This is a genomic window from Bifidobacterium sp. LH_512 (assembly GCF_056356435.1).
Window position 1 is genome coordinate 570,680 of the sequence record NZ_JBKEUE010000001.1, and the last position, 20,961, is coordinate 591,640.

The 20,961-nt window shown below is 57.8% G+C and carries 14 protein-coding genes; 8 read left to right on the forward strand and 6 right to left on the reverse strand.

Annotation, left to right across the window (positions count from 1 at the left end; genetic code table 11):
- Nucleotides 1–17: 17 nt before the first annotated feature.
- Nucleotides 18–1,031, forward strand: coding sequence for a glycosyltransferase family 2 protein (locus AC1AWD_RS02475; protein WP_476563458.1), 1,014 nt, complete (start codon nucleotides 18–20; stop codon nucleotides 1,029–1,031).
- 8 nt (nucleotides 1,032–1,039) lie between these two features.
- Here the strand turns inward: AC1AWD_RS02475 and AC1AWD_RS02480 are convergent, their stop codons facing one another.
- Nucleotides 1,040–1,822 (reverse strand): nitroreductase family protein, encoded by a 783-nt coding sequence (locus AC1AWD_RS02480; RefSeq protein WP_476563459.1) that lies wholly within the window; start codon nucleotides 1,820–1,822, stop codon nucleotides 1,040–1,042.
- 223 nt (nucleotides 1,823–2,045) lie between these two features.
- On the opposite strand from AC1AWD_RS02480, the gene ppgK reads away from it, so the two are divergent.
- Together ppgK and AC1AWD_RS02490 are read left to right on the forward strand one after the other, a co-directional pair.
- Complete coding sequence (ppgK, locus tag AC1AWD_RS02485; protein ID WP_476563460.1) at nucleotides 2,046–2,813, forward strand: polyphosphate--glucose phosphotransferase; 768 nt, start codon at nucleotides 2,046–2,048, stop codon at nucleotides 2,811–2,813.
- A gap of 103 nt (nucleotides 2,814–2,916) precedes the next feature.
- Entirely contained in the window at nucleotides 2,917–3,729 is an 813-nt protein-coding gene (locus tag AC1AWD_RS02490) for an ATP-binding cassette domain-containing protein (RefSeq protein WP_476563461.1), read from the forward strand.
- A gap of 40 nt (nucleotides 3,730–3,769) precedes the next feature.
- Here the strand turns inward: AC1AWD_RS02490 and AC1AWD_RS02495 are convergent, their stop codons facing one another.
- The 3 genes from AC1AWD_RS02495 to AC1AWD_RS02505 all read right to left on the reverse strand — a co-directional run bounded on the left by AC1AWD_RS02495 (nucleotide 3,770) and on the right by AC1AWD_RS02505 (nucleotide 9,092).
- Nucleotides 3,770–4,966, reverse strand: a complete 1,197-nt coding sequence (locus AC1AWD_RS02495) for a pyridoxal phosphate-dependent aminotransferase (protein ID WP_476563462.1) — start codon at nucleotides 4,964–4,966, stop codon at nucleotides 3,770–3,772.
- Between the two features lie 166 nt (nucleotides 4,967–5,132).
- Nucleotides 5,133–6,728: an aryl-sulfate sulfotransferase gene (locus AC1AWD_RS02500; RefSeq protein ID WP_476564552.1), complete on the reverse strand. Its 1,596-nt coding sequence runs from the start codon at nucleotides 6,726–6,728 to the stop codon at nucleotides 5,133–5,135.
- A gap of 189 nt (nucleotides 6,729–6,917) precedes the next feature.
- Complete coding sequence (locus AC1AWD_RS02505) at nucleotides 6,918–9,092, reverse strand: hypothetical protein (protein WP_476563463.1); 2,175 nt, start codon at nucleotides 9,090–9,092, stop codon at nucleotides 6,918–6,920.
- 126 nt (nucleotides 9,093–9,218) lie between these two features.
- Between AC1AWD_RS02505 and AC1AWD_RS02510 the strand changes: the two genes are divergently transcribed.
- On the forward strand, nucleotides 9,219–12,857 hold the full coding sequence (locus tag AC1AWD_RS02510; RefSeq protein WP_476563464.1) for a tetratricopeptide repeat protein: 3,639 nt from the start codon (nucleotides 9,219–9,221) through the stop codon (nucleotides 12,855–12,857).
- Between the two features lie 56 nt (nucleotides 12,858–12,913).
- Nucleotides 12,914–15,628 (forward strand): NAD-dependent DNA ligase LigA, encoded by a 2,715-nt coding sequence (gene ligA / locus AC1AWD_RS02515; protein WP_476563465.1) that lies wholly within the window; start codon nucleotides 12,914–12,916, stop codon nucleotides 15,626–15,628.
- On the opposite strand, the gene AC1AWD_RS02520 is transcribed toward ligA, so the two are convergent.
- Entirely contained in the window at nucleotides 15,564–16,715 is a 1,152-nt protein-coding gene (locus tag AC1AWD_RS02520) for an Mrp/NBP35 family ATP-binding protein (protein ID WP_476563466.1), read from the reverse strand. The genes ligA and AC1AWD_RS02520 overlap by 65 nt on opposite strands.
- A 273-nt stretch (nucleotides 16,716–16,988) precedes the next feature.
- Between AC1AWD_RS02520 and AC1AWD_RS02525 the strand changes: the two genes are divergently transcribed.
- The gene (locus tag AC1AWD_RS02525; RefSeq protein ID WP_476563467.1) at nucleotides 16,989–17,594 is read left to right on the forward strand and encodes an ECF transporter S component; all 606 of its coding nucleotides are present in this window, start codon (nucleotides 16,989–16,991) and stop codon (nucleotides 17,592–17,594) included.
- 183 nt (nucleotides 17,595–17,777) lie between these two features.
- Here AC1AWD_RS02525 and AC1AWD_RS02530 read toward each other — a convergent pair whose 3' ends face one another.
- Nucleotides 17,778–18,254 (reverse strand): GNAT family N-acetyltransferase, encoded by a 477-nt coding sequence (locus AC1AWD_RS02530; protein ID WP_476563468.1) that lies wholly within the window; start codon nucleotides 18,252–18,254, stop codon nucleotides 17,778–17,780.
- Nucleotides 18,255–18,612: 358 nt separating this feature from the next.
- Here AC1AWD_RS02530 and AC1AWD_RS02535 point away from each other — a divergent pair, with 358 nt between their 5' ends.
- On the forward strand, nucleotides 18,613–20,217 hold the full coding sequence (locus tag AC1AWD_RS02535) for an ATP-binding cassette domain-containing protein (protein ID WP_476563469.1): 1,605 nt from the start codon (nucleotides 18,613–18,615) through the stop codon (nucleotides 20,215–20,217).
- Nucleotides 20,218–20,459: 242 nt separating this feature from the next.
- Nucleotides 20,460–20,924, forward strand: coding sequence for a MarR family winged helix-turn-helix transcriptional regulator (locus AC1AWD_RS02540; RefSeq protein WP_476563470.1), 465 nt, complete (start codon nucleotides 20,460–20,462; stop codon nucleotides 20,922–20,924).
- Nucleotides 20,925–20,961 lie beyond the last annotated feature (37 nt).

Sequence of the window (20,961 nt, forward strand, 5' to 3'; positions counted from 1 at the left end):
GTGCAAGAATGGTGGGCATGAGTGAAAAGCATGCCGCACAGAAGACCATTGACAAACTGGCGATCGTCGTCGTGACCTACAAGCGTCAGCAACTGCTCGCCACATTGTTCGAATCGTTCCAGAAGCTGACCGTCGTGCCTTGGCGCATCATCATCGTCGACAATGAGGCCAGCGATGAAACGAAGGCCATGGTTGGCGAGCTTTCCGGCAGGCTTGCCATGCGGTGGGGCAAAGCGGAGACCGATGCCGAAGGCGGCGAGGACCGTGTCGTCTATGCGCCGCAGGCCGACAATCTCGGCGGCGCCGGCGGCTTCTCCGCAGGCGTGGCCAAAGCATACGAATTGGGCGCCGAATGGTTCTGGGTGATGGACGACGACGTCGCAGTGCTGCCGGAGGCGATCGAACGTCTTGCGAAGTGGACCGATCGACATGACGTGATTCAGGGAAGCCGCTACGACTTCGACGGCGGCCCATTCTATTGGCAGTACGATTTCATCATTCCGTTGGGTATCCCGAACCCGATTGCGCCCGCCGCTTTTGGCCCGGCCGGTTATCGCGTGATGGATACGCTGTGCTTCGAAGGCGGCCTGTTCCGGCGCAATGTCGTCGAAAAGATCGGCCTGCCCGATCCGCGTTTCTTCATTTACTGGGACGACACCATGTACGGCTACCGTGCCAGTAAGGTCACGAATCCGATCGTCGTGCCGGATGTGATTCTCCGTCGTACACGTGAAATCGGCAATTGGGACATCGCCGGATTGCGGCAGCTGAATTCCACCTCCGATATGAACCGTTACCACATCATGCGTAACCGCGGCTATATGGCCCGCTATTTCATGACGTACGGCGATTACCGCCCGCTGCTGTTCGCGCTTGGCACGGCCGCCACCGCCGCGAAGGAAGTAATCCGGCTCGTGATGGTGGACCGTGAACACGTACGCACCGGACTGGTGCAGATCGCCAAGGGGTGGTGGGATTCGCGCAAGCTGTTGCACGATCCGAATTGGAAACCGATGCCGCCGCTGGTTTAGCCTTTGGTTCAGCCGCGGGTGAAGCGTCCTTCGTCGCCCCACGTCCAACTGCCTTGGCCTGCGCCGATTTGGAAATGCAGTTTGGCGATGCCCAGATCGTTATATGTATAACGGGATTCGACGGCGGGGTCGATACTGGCGGTGGCCGTATCGGTGGCGGCGTCATAGGTGAAGAGGATTGGCTGGCGATTCATTGCGCTCGGCGCCTTCATCGCTGCTTCGACGCCGGCACGGAACCATTCCGGCGCGGCAGCGCGCTCGGCATCGCTCATGCCCGCAGTGAATTCTTCGAAGGACTTGCTGGCGCGATGCGTGTGCTGATATTCGCACAGCTCCTCAAAGCTTTGCGATGCGCGGGAAAGATGATTATGCGGCAGTCCCACAATAATGCCGACATACAATTCCTGCTTGCCACTGATGCGGCAGTATTTAGCCGCTTCGACAGGATCCCAGCTTCCGCCGACCCATAGCGTGCCCAGGCCTCGTTGCGTGGCCGTCAATACAATGCGTTCGGCATAAAAGCCGGCCTGTTCTTTGGCCTCGTCATCGTTCTTCGGGCCGATGACGGCGATGTAATTGGCGGCATTATGCAAATGTCCGGAAGCATTCGCATCGGCGAACACCTGTGGTTTGTCCGTGACGAACTGCATGGACAGTCCGGACAGCGTATTCACCGCGTCAATGGTCATGGAAAGCTGACGAATCTGATCATCATCAATCGGGTCCGCATCATAATCGCGCACCGCAGTACGAATGGCGACGGCATCAATCAGTTGTGTATGTTGTGTCATGCCACCATTATCGTCCGACATGCTTGTATTTCGCGGCATATTCGATGGCATTTTCAGCAAGTATGACCGGGGATGACTTCACAGAGCGCCGCCATCCGTCGCCGGCGTCACTGCAATCGTATGCAAAACGTGGATGGTAATGCGTGAATTATGAGGTATTCGAGATAACATGGCGAGTACTGGTTCGTTCCACCTTCAAACCATCTACGAGGAGAATTCAAAGATGATTGAAACTGCACAGGCGTTCGGCGTTGATATCGGCGGTTCGGGCATTAAGGCCGCACCGGTCAATCTTGAAAAAGGTGAATTCGCGGAGCCGCGTCTTAAGATTCTGACTCCGAAGGTTTCCACACCGCAGGCCGTCGGCGATATCGTGCGCCAGCAGCTCGAACATTTCGAAGTCCCCGCGGATGTTCCGGTCGGCATCGCCTTCCCGGCACCAATCAAGCCCGGCAAGAAGCTTGACTTCATGGCGAACCTGGACCAGTCCTGGATTGGCGTGGACGTTACTGAAGTCTTCTCTGAGGCGTGCGGCCGTCCGGTCACCGTGGTGAACGATGCTGACGCCGCCGGCCTTGCCGAACAGCAGTATGGTGCCGCAAAAGGCCAGGACGGCCTGGTTATCGCCACGACGCTCGGCACCGGCATCGGCACTGCTTTGATCTATAACGGTGTGCTGATTCCGAACACCGAACTCGGGCACATCGAACTGCGCAAGGGCAAGGGCGACGCTGAAAAGTACGCGTCCTCCGCTGTGCGTGAGAATCTCGACATGGGCTACAAGCGTTGGGCGAAGCGTCTGACCAAGTATTACAGCCTGATGGAAATGTATTTCAGCCCGGAACTGTTCGTCGTCGGCGGCGGCGTGAGCCGTATGTCTGAGAAGTTCCTGCCGCACATCGACATCAAGACTCCGATCGTTCCCGCGAAACTGCATAACGAGGCCGGCATCATCGGCGCCGCGTATTATGCAAGCACCAAACAGTCCTGATCGGCAAATCTGATCGTTTCGGCATATAAGCGAATTGAAAACTGCGGAACGACCTCCGTAGCGTTCCGCAGTTTTCCAATATTCACTCATTACAATGGCGCTCATGGGGATCTTCACATCGCTGTTCGGCGGCAAAGCCGCGCCGCTGCCGTCATCCGTCGTATTCGAAATGCGTGAGGCCGGCTACACCTACGAAGACGGCAATATCGGCCTTCGCCCCACCACGCTGACGATTACGCCGCAGGACCGCCGCGTGGCCGTGATCGGTTTGAACGGCGCCGGTAAAACGACATTGCTGAAGCTTCTGGACGGCGCATTGCAAGCGACGACGGGCAGTGTGCATGTGATTGCCGATGGCGAGACGCTTGATCCGAGCGTTAAGAGACAGAACAAGCGCATTGAAGAAATCGTTGGCCGCGTGCGCCGCGAGGAGATTCCGAATAGCTACTATCAGGCGAAAGACATCGGCGCTGCAGTTGATGCGTCGTTAAAGACACGAAAAATACCGGATAGCGAACGTATGGCGATCATCGGCAATCTGTTCGCGCATTTCGGCCTGTCGGATGTCGCACGACAGCCGGCTTCCGCATTGGATTCGTTGAAACGCCATTTGCTGGCGATTGCCGCCGCGTTAAGCGTGTCTCCTGCGGCCATCGTCGCCGATGAGCCTACCAAAGGATTGGACGAAATCGATTCGGCGAAAGTGGCGAAAGCCCTGTTCACGTATGACAAGCAGGTGATTTTCGCGACGCATGACATCGATCTGATTCGACGTCCGGAGTATGCGATTGACCGCGTGCTGGTGGTCGACGATCATGCGATCGTGTTCGACGGCAAACCCGAAGAGGCTGCGGCCTTTTATGACGAGCTTGTCCGCCGCGCGTTTGAAGCGGCAAAAACGCAGATGAAGGCGTAGACGAAAGCGCGGCGGACGACAAGCCGAATAGGCCGCGCTTTCAGACGATCGTTTCGTCGACCATCACGGTAACGGTATCAAGCAGCGCTCGAATGCCGCTTTCGAATACGCCTGGTTCAGGCAGCAGCGATACCGCCAGATAGCCATTCGACGTCATATCGAAGAAATATCCGGGCTGTCCGGTAAGCCCCTGTGTTTTAATCAGACGAAGCACCAGCTCGTTTTCGTCGATGACGGACGGCACGTGCAACAGCACACTCCATCCGCCTTCCACGCGCAGCACATTCGTATAACCATGCGGATTACAGTCAAGCAGTTGATGCAGTAATTGCAGATTGCCATGTGTACGCTGCCGCACCAAAGCAGTCTGTTCCGGCGCGATATTCAGCATATCGGGAATCCTATCGGCGATCAGATCGCTCATCGGCAGATAGTCGTCGGCGATCACATCCAGACGACGCTTCGCCTCAACAACATCCTCGGCCGGGCCGGAAACCTGAATCCAACCGACTTTCGCATGCGGCGCCGCCAGCATTTTGGAAAACCCGTCCAACGCGAATGTGAGCACGCCCGTTTCCCCGGCTAAACGCGCATTGCCGTCGAAAGGTTCCAAATCATAATCAAAAAACACTTCATCAGTGATGATGACGATGCCATGCTCGCGGCACAGTGCGACGATGTCGTCACGCTCCTGCGGCTTGACGTATGAGCCGGTCGGATTATTCGGATTGATGAGGATGAGCGCGCGCACGCGTCGGCCGGCGGGGGAATCGAGAATGCCACGCAATTCCGCGACGTCGATATACCAGGATCCATCGAATTGCAGCTGATAGTTGATGGTGTTCACACATTCCAATTGCGTGATTGATTCGATCAGCGGATAGCCGGGTTTGGGAGCCAGCACGGCATCGCCCGAATCGCACAGCAGTTTGATCAGCCAGGAATATGCTTGCGAAGTCGAACTAAGAATGTACAGATCATCCGGCGATACAGGATTGGAGGAGGGGAAGCCGATCGGATTATTCAGGAATCGCGCCAACGCTTCTCGGGCCTCACGAGGGCCGCGCGGGTCGGCTGCGTACGGTCCGGGCATCATTGCCGGAGCCAGCCCGTGCTTGGTCGGATTCGAATCGTTGAGCTTGCCGAGAACGATGCCCTGCCGCTTCGCCTCTGCTTCGGCCAAAGCGATGGGATTGGGGTCGCTGATATCAACGCGGGAAGAAAAATGCACGGTCATAGAGCACTACTGTAATCGGGCCAAGGTATAGGCCGGCCCGGCCATAATCCGGCCGTAATCTGAACGGCAACATGAACCATAACCCGAGACCATACAAGATGGCCTTGCTGATAGGCGCGCCATCAGCAAGGCCATGTACGGAATTTCAGTATGTTTTCGGCGGTTTTCAGGCGAAATAGAATCCGTCGAAATCGTAGGAATACACGCGGTAGATGTATGACGTGTTCGGTTCCATGTAATACTGCACCAACAGATCACCGTCGGTGTCGTACTGGCCGAACAGGCCCTTGCCGCCCGAATCGATGAGAATATGGCCGTCGTCCAGCTCCTGTACGGAACTGACAAACGCGGAGAATGGCACGTCGAACTGGTCGATTTCGGTGTATGTCCCGGCGTCTTCGTCAATCAGATATTTGCGGAACTGCGATGTCGCATCCGAATCCGACGTGTCGGTGACGATGCCGTCGATGACATTCCAGTCGAAGTCCGACCTTGTCATGGCATAACCGTAGTTGTTGTCGAACATATACAGGTAATACTGGCCGTCCGGCAGGGAATCGTCGGGATCGTACGTGATGGAATGCTGGCCGCCCGTATCAGGGAAGTCGCCGTCCTTAGTCAGGAACGCGTCCTGGTATTCGGTGCCGTCCCATACGCTCGGCTCTCCGATCATATAGTCAAGCGTCGGGTCCGTCTCCAGATCGTCCACCTTGATGATCGTCGACGTCTCACGGGCCGAGAACAACGCGGAACCGTCCGGGAGCATCTGGACGGTGTTGCAGTGCAGCCAATCCCAGCGTCCCGAAGCGGACAGATCGGATTCATCGATGCCGGCATGGTCTGTGGACTGCTTGTAATCGGGGAACATATCGCCAAAGTCGAGCAACAACGACACCTCGCCGGTCTCGACGTCGAGCTTGACCACCTGATCCTGCACGGCGTGGTCGGAACGTGCCAGATCGGTGCCGAGCAGCACGATGTCGCCGTCATTGTCGAACGTGTAGTCATGGTGCAGGATGAACTGGTCGCCTAGGTTGTAGATCTTTTCCAACTTGCCCAAACGATTCATGCCCACCATATCCTCTGTGGAGGCGGAGAACCACATCAGACCGTCGTCATCGAACAATAGGCGGTGCGAACGATAATACAGCACCGGAATCTCGCCTCGCAGGACCCCGTTGACGTCATAGTAGAACATGAAGTCCTGATCGTCGCTGTCGTTGCCGAGGACCGCATACAGGCCATCGCCGAGATCGGTGCCTTCCTCGGGAACCTTGGTCTGTTCCAGCTGCACTTCCTCGACGCCCAGCAGGGGTGTGCCGGTACGTTCAATGGAAGCGGTCTTCTCGTCCCCGTCCTCATCGGTTACGGTGAATGTGATCGTGTTCTTCTTATCAGGAATCAGACCGAGAACGGTGAATTCATGCTCCGTCTGATATTCCTCATCCTGATAGGCGGTACGCGTGAAATCCGGATAGCCGTCCGCCGACACGGTGTACGACACCGAGGCGGGATCATCGGTATTGAAATACACATACAGCGACGTCGTGTTCGTGCCGTACGGGTTTTCCGCTACGAAGATATCGTCCAGCGTACGTTCCTTTGAATCGCGCTCTTCGGCCAGCCTGCTGTCAGCCTCTTCCTGATACTCCGTTGTATACACGTTTTCGATCCGGGCATTTAGACTCTTGACGCGGCTTTGCCCGATGGCGGTTCCGATGTCACCGAACGAGAACGCCGCAGCACCCAGGACCACCGCCAAGGCAACGAATACGCTGACCCAACGAATTACCTGGTTGCGCGAGGTGGATGATGTCGTTTTTCCCAACTTTCCTCATTTCAAGGTGAACACATGATTAACGAGCGACATTATAGGGCCGTCGGTTCCTGGGAAACTGCTCGATCCTGCATAAAGGCTTACATCATGCTGGAAGGCACGGCAATGGCGGCCTCATAGAAGCGAGAACCAGGCTCTCACGTCATGGTACAGCGTCGGATTGTTCTGCAGCAGCGAATCGCTGCGTCCGATCACGAATGACGATGCCATCACCAGCAATAGCGAAAGCATCAGCAAGAGCGCCGTCACCATACGTGCACGTGACCGCAGTGCCGTCTTCCCACCATTGAGCGCCACCAGAATCGGCGAAAACGCCGCAAGAACGATCAGCCAACCGAAATCCGCCATATAACGCCATCCCAAACCACCCTCATGCGTGTCGAAGGCAAGCAGGAACAATCCCAGCAACAAGCAGACAATCGCGAAATATCGCCATTGACGGTGCACAAAACAACTGCGGCGCGGAATCACCGCGAACGCCGCCAACGCAAGCGGCAGCATGACGAAAAATCCGCCGACGACAGGTTCCGCGAAGCCCCATTGCGGCAATGGCGTGGGGGAGAGCGCCAGAAAGGGGAAGCGGTCGGTGAAATGCAGCGGCAGCAGCAGATAGTATCCGACGGTCACCAGAAAATTCGACGCCGTCTGCCGATTGACCGTCATATCGGAAACGGTGATCTGATAATCATTGCCGAATTGGAAGAGGGATCCGAAACGCGCCATGTTATAGGCCAGCAACGGCAACACCACGAGAATCGCGGGGACCAGCATCGCCGCAGGCACGGCCAAGGCGTGCCTGGCCGAGACGGAACGGTTTCGAATTGCCCGCAGCAGTGCGACGATATGCGTGCGGAATATCGGAAACGCCAATAACGAGGCGATGGCGAAGGTCGGACGGCACCCGAGATTCGCGGCGATGCACAGCGAACCTGCCGCCATGTGCGGCAGCGACAATGCGGAAGCGTCGCCGATCCGCCACATGCCGCGTCTACGGGTGCGCGGCGTCACCGCGCCCAGCCAAAACCACAGCCCCAACGACGTCAACGTCAGGGAGGCGACAATCGGCACGGAATAGAAATTCGTGCGGAACACGAGATACGGCATATTGGCGCCCAGCAAAAACAGTACGCACAGCATCGACGTGGCCGCCAACGACGTGGTGCCGTCGATGATGCGTGCCAGACGGATTACCAGCAGCAGACCGAACGTAAGGAACGCGAACAGCAGGATCTGCATTGCGGCGCCGGTCGGCAGCATCAGTCCGCCATCGGCCCATAATGAAGTGATCGCCTGATACGGCATATACAACAGCACCGCAGGAATCACGCCGAAGTACGAATACCAGTGGCCGTCATACATCACATAATCCCAGTAGATGGGAGTTACGCCATCGGCGAGCAACACATCGCGTACCCGCGGGTCATACGGATTGGAGGCTTCGGCAAGTTCATCCGGCATCGGCAGATCCAACCAGGCATGGCCGTGCAGCAGCGCGTCGGCCACATGCGCATACTGATCGAAATCGTAGGTATATGAACCCGGCGCATGGAATGACAGCGGAGTGGCCGTGTGCGCCTGCCAGATGAAGATGGCCAGCGACGCGACGGCAAAAGGCGACAGCATTGCGGCGAATGCCAGACGCTGGCGGCGATTCGAAGGATCGAGCGTAATACGCCACAGACGGGACCCGGGACGCCACAATACCAGCAGTACGACGAAAGCCAGCATGATGCCGATACGCAGCGGACTGAGCGAAAAAGGCACCTGCACATTCGCGCGTACGGCCGCAATCGGCAGTATTGTGCCCGCAGGCGCCAGCAACCATAAGCGAACAGTATTGGAAGCCTTGCAGCGCAAATACAAAGAACGGGGGCTTCCCAATGAAATCGACTGGATCAGGCCGGAATCGCCATCGCCATCGGCACGCACAGACAACGTCGTACGTATTGCAGACTGCTCATTTGCAGGCATATCGTCGTGGGCGTTGCCGGTGGTGCTGTCCCGTACCGCATCAATGCGAATAAACGACGATGTTCCGTCCGCCTGCACCTGCAGATACGCTTCGATCGGATCGGTCACCTGTAACAAGCCGTTGTCAAGACGCTTCAACCCTGGCCCCAGCACATTGGACGCGGCGGCAGAATCGGTGCTTGCCGCGAGGGACGACCAGAACGGCATGTTGAACACGCCGCATTCAAGCAGCAGAATCATCGCAATTGCGACAATCCAGCCGATGCAAAGACGGCGGCGGGCCTTAAGACGCTGTCGGGAAGAAATCACGCGATTCATTCTAGGCACTGCATGGCATAAGCGGTTGCGCGATGGGCGGCGCGGGAAACATGTATGACGCACATGTATAAGGAGTGCGCCTCATACGCCTATACCATGTGAACGCTTACAAGGTATGATGACAATATGCCTCACACCACATCGCAATCAAACAAGCCTGACCGTTCCTCCGACAAAGCCGCCGCGACGGACCGACTTGTTCGCGGCGTAAGGCAGATGCTGAATACGATTCTGCACCGAGAAACGCCGCAAAACGGCTCTGCAAACCCATTCGAAGCGGCCCTGCATTCATCCGACGACTTCGCAAGCGCGCTGGCGAAACATTCCATCGCGCTGACGCCGCTGGTCAAACGTCGCGCCTTCGATGAGTTCGAAGGAGTCCCCGGAAAAATCCGCCTTGGCTGGGCGCAGCTACCGCAAACCAAAGGACAGGCGTTCTCTCTCGGCGTATTCGCGGACGACAGGCATTTTTCACAGATTGCGCTCGCCGATAGCAAAGGACGCGTTTTCGTCGGCTCCGATCCACTGATGGACGTACAAGGGCGGGAGCCGCGTTTTATTTTCGCCAAAGAAGATGAATTGTCGTTGCCGGATGACACACGTTTGGTGGCGTCCGGCAACGAGCACGTGCAGCGACATTCCTCGAAGTCTGCACGCAGCGAAACCGGACGAAATGATGCCGCAGCCGCGGCGTCGAAGTCGTCCGCGAAGTCGCTCATGCAAACATCTGCGAAGTCCGCGACGAAACCGTCGCGAGCTGTGAGAGCGATACAGGGCGGCGTCGCCGGCCGTGACACTAACGGCCGTATGATTTGGCTGGCTTCCTGGCTGAAGCGCGGCAATCGGTACACGTTGGAGCAGATGCGTGCCGACCTGCCCAAGTCGATGCGTTACGATTTGGAATATCGTGATGCGATCGCGATTGCGTTTTTCGCCGTATACATGCTTCCGCAAATGAATGGCCTGCTGATCGGTTTCGGCTCGGGCAATATTTTCCGCCGTCTGAACCGTGAAGCGCCGATGGGTGCGATTCGCCGTTCTGTCCGCGATTCCATGGCCGCCCGTGCGCATGGCATGCGCGCTTCCGGTTTGGAAGACCATTTCGCCGATCTGATGCGTGAGGCGGGCGCGTTGGATCAGACGCCCGGTCTGGAAGCGGTGCATGGCGCTGAACCGATGCATTTGTATACTTCCAGCTATTCGGGCAGTTATTTCTTCTCTTGGGATTCGTCAATGCCGTTTGATCCGGCGTTGAAGGCGTTGCGTATCGAAGGTAATCTGAACCGTTTTTCTGCCGTGAGCTCGTGGCTGGAACATAATGCGCGCCTTGGCCTGCAACCTACTGAAGATACCGTGACGCGTGCGCAGGCCGCGCAGATTGATGCGGCCTTACTGGAACATCCGGCGTTGATTGCGCTGCCGCGTTTTGAAGACGAGCCGTTGGCCGCGTCCCCGTCGCCGGACGGACTGTCGATGCCGTCTGCGAATCGTGAATTGGACGCGGTATCTGAATTGACGCGTACTGCGCGCATGATCGCGGGACGTATCGCCACCGGAACTTGGACGGAGGGCGACGACGGTTCGGCGAATCCTGCACAAATCGTGAAATCGGCGCATCAAACGGATGCCGCTGATTTGGAATCGTCGTATAGCCGCAGTGAATGGGTGTATCGCCAGACCATGGCGTTGCTGTTGCGCAGTCTGCGTCTGCCGTTCCGCTATGATGTCGAATTCCGTTCCAATCTGAGCCAAGGTGAAGTCGCAGTCGGCTTCACCGCTGCGGGTGTTTCGGTGATGCCGTCCAGCCATTACGATGAAACACGGCGCACATGGACCACGTATTCGGATGATGAGCGTGCGGCGATGTGTACGGATTACAATCTGCGCGTCGGCATGATGATGGCGGCGTTGGCATTCGGCGCCAGCAAAGACGTTGCCAAAGTGTCGATACATGTTGATTCCATCGGCTTGGAAGAAGCCGTCGCCGAACAAGACAGTGCGATTTCCAAGTTGATGAGTGAAGCCTTAAGCGCTTTCGAACGCATGCATGCCGGCGATATCGGTTTCACCGGCGGCAAAGCGGATCCGAAGGATGGCGATCTGCATGGCGACCCGACGAAGACGGCGTTGCCGCCTGTACGAGGCGTCGCCGATATGACGCCGTCGCCGTCACCTTCCACATCATCTTCTGCATCAGCCTCCGCCGATGGCACGCAGGATATGAGCGAAGTCAATCGAAATTTCGAAGATTTGATGCGCGATTTCGAATTTGACGAAACGTCATTCGCCGCGCCTTCGTCGAATGGCGAAGATTCTGCCGCTTCAGGCACGCAGTCTGATACTGATGCAATCAATCATGATGGCGCGCATACTACAGACGCCGCCGAAAACGTCACAGTCGAAAACGACGGTGACGACGATCCGCTGGCGGCCTTCCACCGTAATCCGACCGTGCGCAATATCGTATCGGTGACGTTTACGCGCGACGAATTCCTTGATTACATCAGCACACATGGTTTGAACGAGCCCATGGCCGCATATCACGCATTCAACGCGACCCTGCGATTGGACGAACATGGCGCATTGCAGCCGGTGGAATCGCAATTCGAATTGCGTGACAATCGTTTCTCCCCAGCCGGGTCCCAAGAAGAGCCGGAATTATCGGAACAGCGTTTTTCCGGCGAAACCGCAGCTGTTCTGGGAACGTCGGAAGCGATGGGCCTGTCGATTCAACGCGCCGACCTGCTGCAACGCGCGACGGGTGAATTCCATCGTCTTGCCGCCGACGGCACGATGTCTTCAGCCGAAAAAGCCCAGCAGGCGATGAACGTCATCAATTCCATCGCCGATCCCGAATTGACGGAATTGGCACCCCAAGTCACCAGCGCACTGATCGACGGCGCGGATATGCCAGATTTCACATTCCACATGTCCGACGACCTCGACGCCGACCGATTGAAGGCCCGCGACCTGCTGTTCTCCGGACAATTGGACGCTTCAATCGAACATATGGAAAGCGTTGTGGAAACACTCGATCACACCTTCGAAACGAATCCCGGCGTGCCACGATACTTCAACTCGTACGCCGAACGTGTGGTCTACAATCACCTGTTCGCGACCGAAGACGAGCTCACCGTCATCATTCCGGATAACCTGTTCTACGCGCATATGGAATTGGCGGATCTGCTGGCGCAATTGAAGGGGCCGCAGGCGGCGCTGAAGCATTTGAACGCGATGGTCTCATACGCGCCGTCCTATCCGCTATCGCATCTGAAACTCGCCGTCCAACTGGCGCGCAGCGAGGATTGGAATTCCGCCGGAGCGGCCTGCCTGAACGCATTGCGTGTCGCATTGGACCGCGACGATGCCGCATACGCCTATTATCGATTCGCCTATTCGTCATGGATGCGCGACCAGTTCGACATCGCCGCCGCATCCTATATCATGTGCGATCATATCGCCCCCGGGCGTATTGCCATGCTGGAATCGGAATTGCAGGAACTGCTCGCCCGCGCTGAATCGCAATGCATCGACGTGCCTTCGAATCCGCAGGAAGCGATGCTGGTATTGCATCACAACGATCTACCGGTGTGGCCGGATTCCGAGGTTTCCGCCATCGTCGACGACGCTGCGCATGTCTGTGTGGATGAAGGCATGTTCGTGCCGGCACGTACGCTTACCGTCGCTTCATCGCGTATTCACGACAACGCGCATGATGGCACCGACGTGGTGCAATCGCAGTTCCTGCGGTCGTTGAACAATTAATCGGCATACGTGTGGTCGTATGAACGTGTGGCCACATCAGGTGAGTGGAGGAATCAATGGCATCGAAGCATGACGCCCAATCCGAACAGTTGGCGTGGAATTTCGACGCGACGGACGACACGCCCGCGGTCGTTCAGCAGGATGAAAACGTCGGCTCCGATGCGTGGATCGCTGGATTGCAGGCCAACGACGCCGATGCGATGAAACTTGATCGCCTTGACGTGAACGGTCTTTCGGCCGAAGCGGCGGCACGCCTGTGGGCGCGCATCGCCGCATGGGTCGAATCAGATCAGATCGCCTACTATATCGACGACGTGCCGGTGTCGTCGGATGCCGCCTACGATGCACGCCTGCGTTGCCTGCAATCGTTAGAGCGGGCTTTTCCCTCACTTGATACGCCGCAGTCACCCACACATCGTGTCGGCGGAACATTTTCCAATGTTTTCGTGTCGGTGGCGCATCCCTCGCGCATGATGAGCCTTGACGACGTGTTCTCATTGGAGGAATTGCGAGCCTGGTATGATTCCGTGCTGCGCGATCTTGACTGGCCGGAATCCAAGCCGATGCCCATGTCGTGCGAAGTGAAAATCGACGGACTCGCGTTGAACCTGATCTACCGCAACGGCGTGCTCGAACAAGGTCTGACGCGTGGCGACGGCGTCACCGGCGAAGACATCACCTTGAATGTGCGCACCATTGCGTCCATTCCGCAAAATTTGCAGGGGCCCGCCGAAGATATTCCCGAATTCGTGGAAATTCGCGGCGAAGTGTTCATGCGTTGGGATGATTTCCACGCATTGAACGAAGCCAATGAAGACGCCGGACGCGTGCCTTTCGCTAATCCGCGCAATGCCGCCGCAGGATCGCTTCGTCAAAAGGATCCGCGCATCACCGCAACGCGTCGACTCAGCTTCTATGCGCACGGCATCGGCTCCCTACGGTGGGGAGCGGGCCGTGAAGGACACGACGAAATCAACGACCAGTCCGAAGCCTACGCATTGTACGAAAAGTGGGGAGTGCCCGTTTCTCCGCATAATCGCACCGTGCAATCCTTCGCCGAAGTGCTCGACATGATCGACTATTACGGCGAACATCGCGGCGACATCGAACATGCTCTTGACGGCATCGTCATCAAAGTCGACGATCTGGCATTGCAGCGCTCGCTCGGCGCCACATCGCGCGCCCCTCGTTGGGCGATCGCTTACAAGTATCCGCCGGAAGAAGTCAACACTGAACTGCTTGACATCACCGTGCAGGTGGGGCGTACTGGTCGTGTCACGCCGGTCGCCGTGCTGAAGCCTGTCTACGTCGCAGGCTCCACCGTCGCGCGTACCACCTTGCATAATCCGTTTGAAGTGGCGCGCAAGGGTGTGCTTATCGGCGACACCGTCATCGTGCGTAAGGCCGGCGATGTGATTCCCGAACTGGTAGGTCCTGTATTGGAACGTCGCAAGGGTCGAGAAGACAAGCTGCGCGAATTCGTCATGCCGACGAACTGCCCGTCCTGCGGCGCCGTTTTGGCTCCTGCAAAAGAAGGAGATAAGGATATTCGCTGCCTGAATGTCGAATCCTGCCCGGCGCAGCTGACCGAACGCATTATCAACTTGGCATCGCGCAAAGCCTTCGATATCGAGCATTTGGGCGACCAATCAGCCATCGCGTTGACCAATCCGGAGGAAAACCGTCCGGCAAGCGTGGAAACCTATGATCCGAACCGTACTGAAATTCTGGTGGCCCCCGGTGAGGAGCCTGAGCCGTACGAGCCGGTTGCCGGACTGCAATTGCCGGCGCCGCAAACACCCGTGCTGTCCAGCGAAGCGGGCCTGTTCACGTTGACGGCCGATGATCTCAAAGACGTGTATGTATGGCGCGAATCATCAATCATTGAAGTGCAGGAGCGTATCGGTGCGGACGGGCGTAAGCACAAGGCACGCAAACGTATCGGCGGCTCCGGCCTGTGGCATCGCGTTCCGGCATTCTGGACTGCGGCCACCAAAGCGAAAAAAGCTGGAGTGCGTACCTCCGATGACGCAAAGCGTGAAGGATATCAGGATTATGAAGTGCCTGCGGACGCCGTGGTCATCGATGAACTACGCAAAACTTCACGTGACGGCAGCGTCAGCGTACAGCCCGTGTATGTCAGGCCGGGGGAAAACACGCGCAAAATGCTGGACGAAATGGACAAGGCACGGCATGTCGACTTGTGGCGCGTGCTCGTAGCATTGTCGATTCGCAGGCTTGGCCCGCCCACCGCGCGCCTGATTGCCACCGCATTCGGTTCATTGGAAGCCATTGAACACGCTAGTGTCGAAGAGCTCTCGCAGATCGACGGCATCGGGCCGGAAATCGCCGAATCCGTGGCCGGTTGGTTCGCCGCGGCACACACGCCGGGGGATTGGCGTGCGGACGTGCTTGCCGCATGGAAGGCCGCCGGAGTGGGGGTCGGAGAAGCCGAAGCCAGTGATCTGCCGCAGACACTAGCCGGCAAAACCGTTGTCGTCACCGGCACGCTGGTTGATTTTTCGCGAGATTCCGCCAAAGAGGCGATTATGCTGCGTGGCGGCAAGGCTGCAGGATCGGTCAGCAGGAAAACCGATTGGGTCGTCGTCGGTGCGAACGCCGGCTCTAAGGTTACAAAGGCCGAAGAATTAGGCGTCCCCGTACTTGACGAAGACGCCTTCAAACGATTGCTGGAAACCGGCGACCCTACGCCTGAGTCGGATGCGCCGGACGATTCGGACGCTGCATCAGACGTTCAGCCAGCGCTTTAAACGTACGCCCTAATCCATCGGTGCGAAGCGCGCCCTCCGCAGTCAACACTGCAGGACGGCCCGCTTCGCCTGTTTCACGCAGCTGCGGTTCCAACGGCAGCTGCGCCATCAACGGCACGTCATAGCCCAATGCATGCGTCAACTGATCGGAAACACGCTGTCCGCCGCCAGCGCCGAAAATCTCCAATCGTTCGCCCTTATGCTCGAAATAGCTCATGTTCTCGACGACGCCACGCACATGCATCGGCACCTGCAAGGCCACCAAACCGGAACGCACCGCAATATCGGAAGCGGAAGGCTGCGGCGTCGTCACCACCACCAATTCCGCATTCGGCAGCGCCTGCGCCACCGAAATCGCCATATCGCCGGTGCCGGGCGCCAAATCGAGCAGCAGCACGTCCGGCTCGCCCCACCATACGTCAGACAGGAATTGCTCCAGCGAACGCTGCAGGCGTGGGCCTCGCCAGAGGATCGCGCGATCCGCGCCCGCGAACATGCCGATTGAAATCATCTTCACGCCCCACGCCGTCACCGGCATCAGCATGCCGTTGAGATTCGTCGGCTGTGAATGCACACCGAACAGGCGGGGGATCGAAAAGCCGTAGATATCGGCGTCGATGACCGCGGTATCCAAGCCCAGCGCGGCGAACGTCGCAGCCAAATTCGCGGTCACCGACGACTTGCCCACGCCGCCCTTGCCGGAGGCGATGGCGAAAATACGCGTTTTGACGCCCGGTTTCGTAAACGGATTCTGATGGCGTTCCGCCTTCAAACGCCCCACCAGATCAGCCAATTTGTCCTGACTCATCGACGAAATCTCAATATGCGGCGTCAACGTCGCATCCGGATAGGTGGTCACGGCCTGCTCGATTTGTTGTGCGATCGTCTGTGACAGTGGACATCCTTCCACGGTCAGCTCGACGTGCACCGTCACGTCATAGGCCTCATTGCCGGCGGCGTCGTTGGTCGGCGTGATTGCGATGCTGGGCACCATGCCCAAATCGGTGATGGAACGGCCCAATTCCGGATCGATGACCCTGCCCAGCCGTTCACGGATCGCTTGCTCAATCAGACGTACGTCGCCCATACAACCTCCTTCAATGCACACCACCCTACCGTGAATCATGGGCTGACACCAGACGGAATGCGGCATGACGGCGAACTGGTCTTATGTCGGGCGGCGTGGTCTTGCCATGTCGAATTTGCAATATGCGCATCACGGTATACAGTGTGACGATGACACGGGAGCTCGAAAGGGTTGAGAGGAAGCGAACGCTTCGACCGTATGAACGTGACCGGGCAATTCCGGTATACGGAGTCTCTCTTCCCGTGCCTTGAACGAAGAGGAAAGGCACATATCATGTCGCAAACCGTAAAAAACGCAGTCGCGCATTCCCGTAAATGGCGTGTGGTCGATATCGTGGTCACCGCCGTCATCGCCGTCGCATCCGGCGTGGTGTTCTGGTGGTGGGATATCGTCTGCGGTGCGCCGCTCGCGCTGTTCGAAGCGGTGACCCCTGGCTTCGAAGGCCTGCTGAACGCATTCTGGCTGTTCGCCGGCCCCTTGGCTGCAATCATCGTGCGTCGTCCGGGTGCTGCGTTGTTCGCGGAGACCATCGCGGCGCTGCTGGAACTGACGCTGGGCAACCAGTGGGGCGTCGGCGGATCCCTGGTCGTCGGCATCATGCAGGGTGTCGGAGCCGAACTCGCATTCCTTGTATTCGCATATCGCAAGTGGAACTTTCCCGTCACCGTACTGTCCGGCGCGTTGTCCGGAATCGGGTGCGGCATCTACTACTGGCTCACCAATCCGGGCTGGGGCGCGTTGCGCGCCTCCATCTATCTGGGCACGTCCATCGTCTCCGGTGCGGTGCTCGCCGGCGTCCTGATGTGGTATCTGCACTTGGTCATCGCTCGCACCGGTGCGCTCGACCGCTTCGAATCCGGCCGTGCCGTACGCGCATAAGACCATGGAACATCGCTGACCGGCGTTGTCCAGTGAGCGTCATCGCATCATAGGACGCGGGTGTCTCCGGAACGTCTTCGAACGATTGAATACGCCGATGGCATTACAACGATGATGGCGGGCTGTTTTTCGTGAACGGCCCGCCATTTTTCGTACGTCTGCCGTTGCCGTACGACGTTTTCCCTATGATGTCGGCGTGATATGCCGTTTCTTTTCCATGACGTAGTTGGTCAGCGTCACATCTCGCCGCATCACTTCCTGTGCGCGTATCGTCTTATATCCGCGATGTTCGAAAAACGGTTTCGCGCCGATGGATGCATGCGTGGTGATGACGCCACCGCAGCGTTGCTCCAGCTCGTCGCAAATCGCGGTGGCGATTCCTTCGCCTTGATGCGCCGCATGGACGTACAGCCGGTCCAGATATCCGTTGGCGGCCATATACCCGAAGCCGATAATGGTCGGGTCCTCGTCGTCGTCCAAAGCCACGATGGTGTGATGCTCCAGAAAGGACCTGTTCCATTGGCCCATGTCGATGTTCCGAGGGGCCCAGGCGTCCAATTGCTCTGTCGTGTAGTCCTTCGCGTTGATGGCATGGACCGTCGTCCGGAACAGCTCGATGATCTCATTGCAATCCGACGGGCGATACTGCCTTAGATGCATGGTGTCCTCCGCAAGATTTCACAACTCTTCGTCCATCGATGGTACCTTGCCGTTGCATGTTGTCGTGCGATCAACCGCGGACGTTTCTCGTGCAAGGCGTTTCCGTGGCGATGGCACCGGTTTGATGGTATCCTCTTACATAGAGCGGAATCGTTCTCCCCATATGCCAAGGAGGACGCACGAGAAAGGGCAGCGGATAGTGCTTATCTGAAAGGCGACGAATACCGTCGGCAGAACCGTGCGCGCCGGAGCGCACTGCCGCGCGTTGCCTTCAGGGCCCGACATACGGTTCCGTATTCGTCGTTCGTATCAGATGCATACCACAACAGCAGTGCGCCTTGTATGAAAGGCATCCAATATGCTGACGCTATCCGATATCGCCTATACCTATCCGGAATCTCCCGAACCGCTTTTCGAACACGTTTCGGCGACCTTCCCCGCCGGATGGACGGCCGTTCTCGGCGATAACGGCATCGGCAAAACCACGCTCATCAACATCGCACTCGGGAAGCTCAAGGCTGATCGAGGCAATATCGGTCCTGCGCCGGGAACGCTTGTCAGCGCATACTGCGCGCAGGAGACGACGGCCAAATCGGATACCATCGACGATTTCGCTTCAGATTGGTCGCCGTATGCCATGGCCGTACGGAACGCGCTGCGCATCGATGACACCTGGCTTTACCGTTATGAAAGCCTGTCGGGAGGCGAAGCGAAACGCGTGCAGCTCGCCTGTGCGATGGCAATGCAGCCTGACCTGCTCGTTTTGGATGAGCCGACGAATCATGTCGATGCCCGCGCATGCGACGCCATCATCGCAGCGATGCGCCAATATCACGGCATCGGCATCGTCATATCACATGACGTCACGCTTATCGACGAGACATGCAGGAGATGCGTCGTCTTTGAGCGACGGCATGTCGGCACGCGCAATATCACCGTCGTCAACACGTATTCCGGCGGGTACACGCAGTCGGCGGCGCAGATTGAAGCCGCGGCCGCACGTGACAATAAGATGCTGGCCACCGCCAAATCTGAAGTCGGAAGGCTTCAGGCGGTGCAGGCGCAACGTTTCCAAAACGTGCAGCATGCGAATTCGAGTATGACGTCGGGTTCTCATATCAACGCGAAAGACCATGATGCAATCGGCCGGCGCCATCTTGCGAAGGCTACCAGCGTGGATGGGGCGGCGTCGCGCGCGTACGCGCAGATGGATGCCCGCGTGGCCGCAGCGAAAAGCAAAGCCGCCGGCATCACGGTTGCGGCGAAACGCTATGACGGCACGATCTGGCTGGATGCGAGGCTCAGCAGACGCCGCGAACTGGTGCGCATAGGGCCGGGCATATTGATATTCGGCGGTGATGGCGTCATATCGCAGGAATCCGCCGACTGCCTGCAATCGGCGTCGTCGTCATTGCAAATCGACGGGATGATGTGGCAGGTGAAGGCGATGGGCGCCGATACGCAGGCCGGTCTCGACACCGCCACTGCCGGCATCAAGATTCCTGCATTAAGTGTCGGCCCAACCGACCATATCGGCATGATGGGTCCGAACGGATCGGGCAAGACCACTGTGATACGCGCATTGGAAGCCGCCATGCCGGATGACGTGCCGACTTTGACGATCGGGCAATGTCTGGACGATGCGACGGTTTCCGCCGCGCTGGATCGTCTGGCCGCGCTTTCTTCCGAAGCTCGCGCCGCGGTGTTGAGTGCGTACGCCCGATTGAACGCCGATTCGGACCGGCTGCTTGCCGGAGGGGCGCCGTCGCCGGGGGAGAGCCGCAAGCTGCTGCTGGCTCTGGGTGTGGTTGACAATCCGCAGCTCATCATCATGGATGAGCCGACCAATCATCTGGATCTGTCGTCGAAACAGGCGTTGGCCGCATGCCTTGCCGATTTTCCGGGCGCCCTTGTGCTGGTCAGCCATGACGAATGGTTTTTGCGGCAGGTAATGCGACGCTGATGGACGAATATCGGCGGTGCATGGGGATGGGGTTTGAAAGTTCAATCGCAGTCGAATGCGTGAGTCACCCGGATGCCGTCATTGTCGTGTTGATATTGTCCGAAATCGGATTATCCTAATATAGGATTGTCTGAATTTTGACAAAGTCGCGTGTCATCAGGATGCGTGGCCTGTCCCATATTCGGCGGCCGTGCAGTGTCTGGGCATTCGTGGCATTGCTGAACGACTGTGGAGGAGGAGCCATGACCGATAACGCTTCGATACTGCTGGAACGTTTCAATCGTTCCTGGAAGGGCATCGACCGGGTATATCACGAAATCGCCCGTCGAAGCGGCCTGTCCGACTGTGCGTTCTGGATACTGTACGCCCTGCGCGAAGCCGGCAACGCGATGCCGCAGAACGAATTGTCGCAGATCTGGCTGTACAGCAGACAAACCGTATCGTCCACGCTCCGACAGCTCGAGGAACGCGGGCTGATCGCAGTCGGCTACGCGGCCGGCAGCCGAAGGGAGAAACAGGTCGATCTGACCGAAGACGGTGCGCGGTTCGCGCAAACCCACATCGATCCGGCGATGGAAATGGAGAAGCAGGCGCTCACCGATCTCGACGAACAGGAGCGGGACATGATGTTCACGTTGATCGACCGCTATGCGCACCTGCTGAACAATGCGATGAACGCTAGCAGCGGTGGCAACCGCCACGAATAACAACGATTGCACAACGATGAATAAGGACGAACAAGGG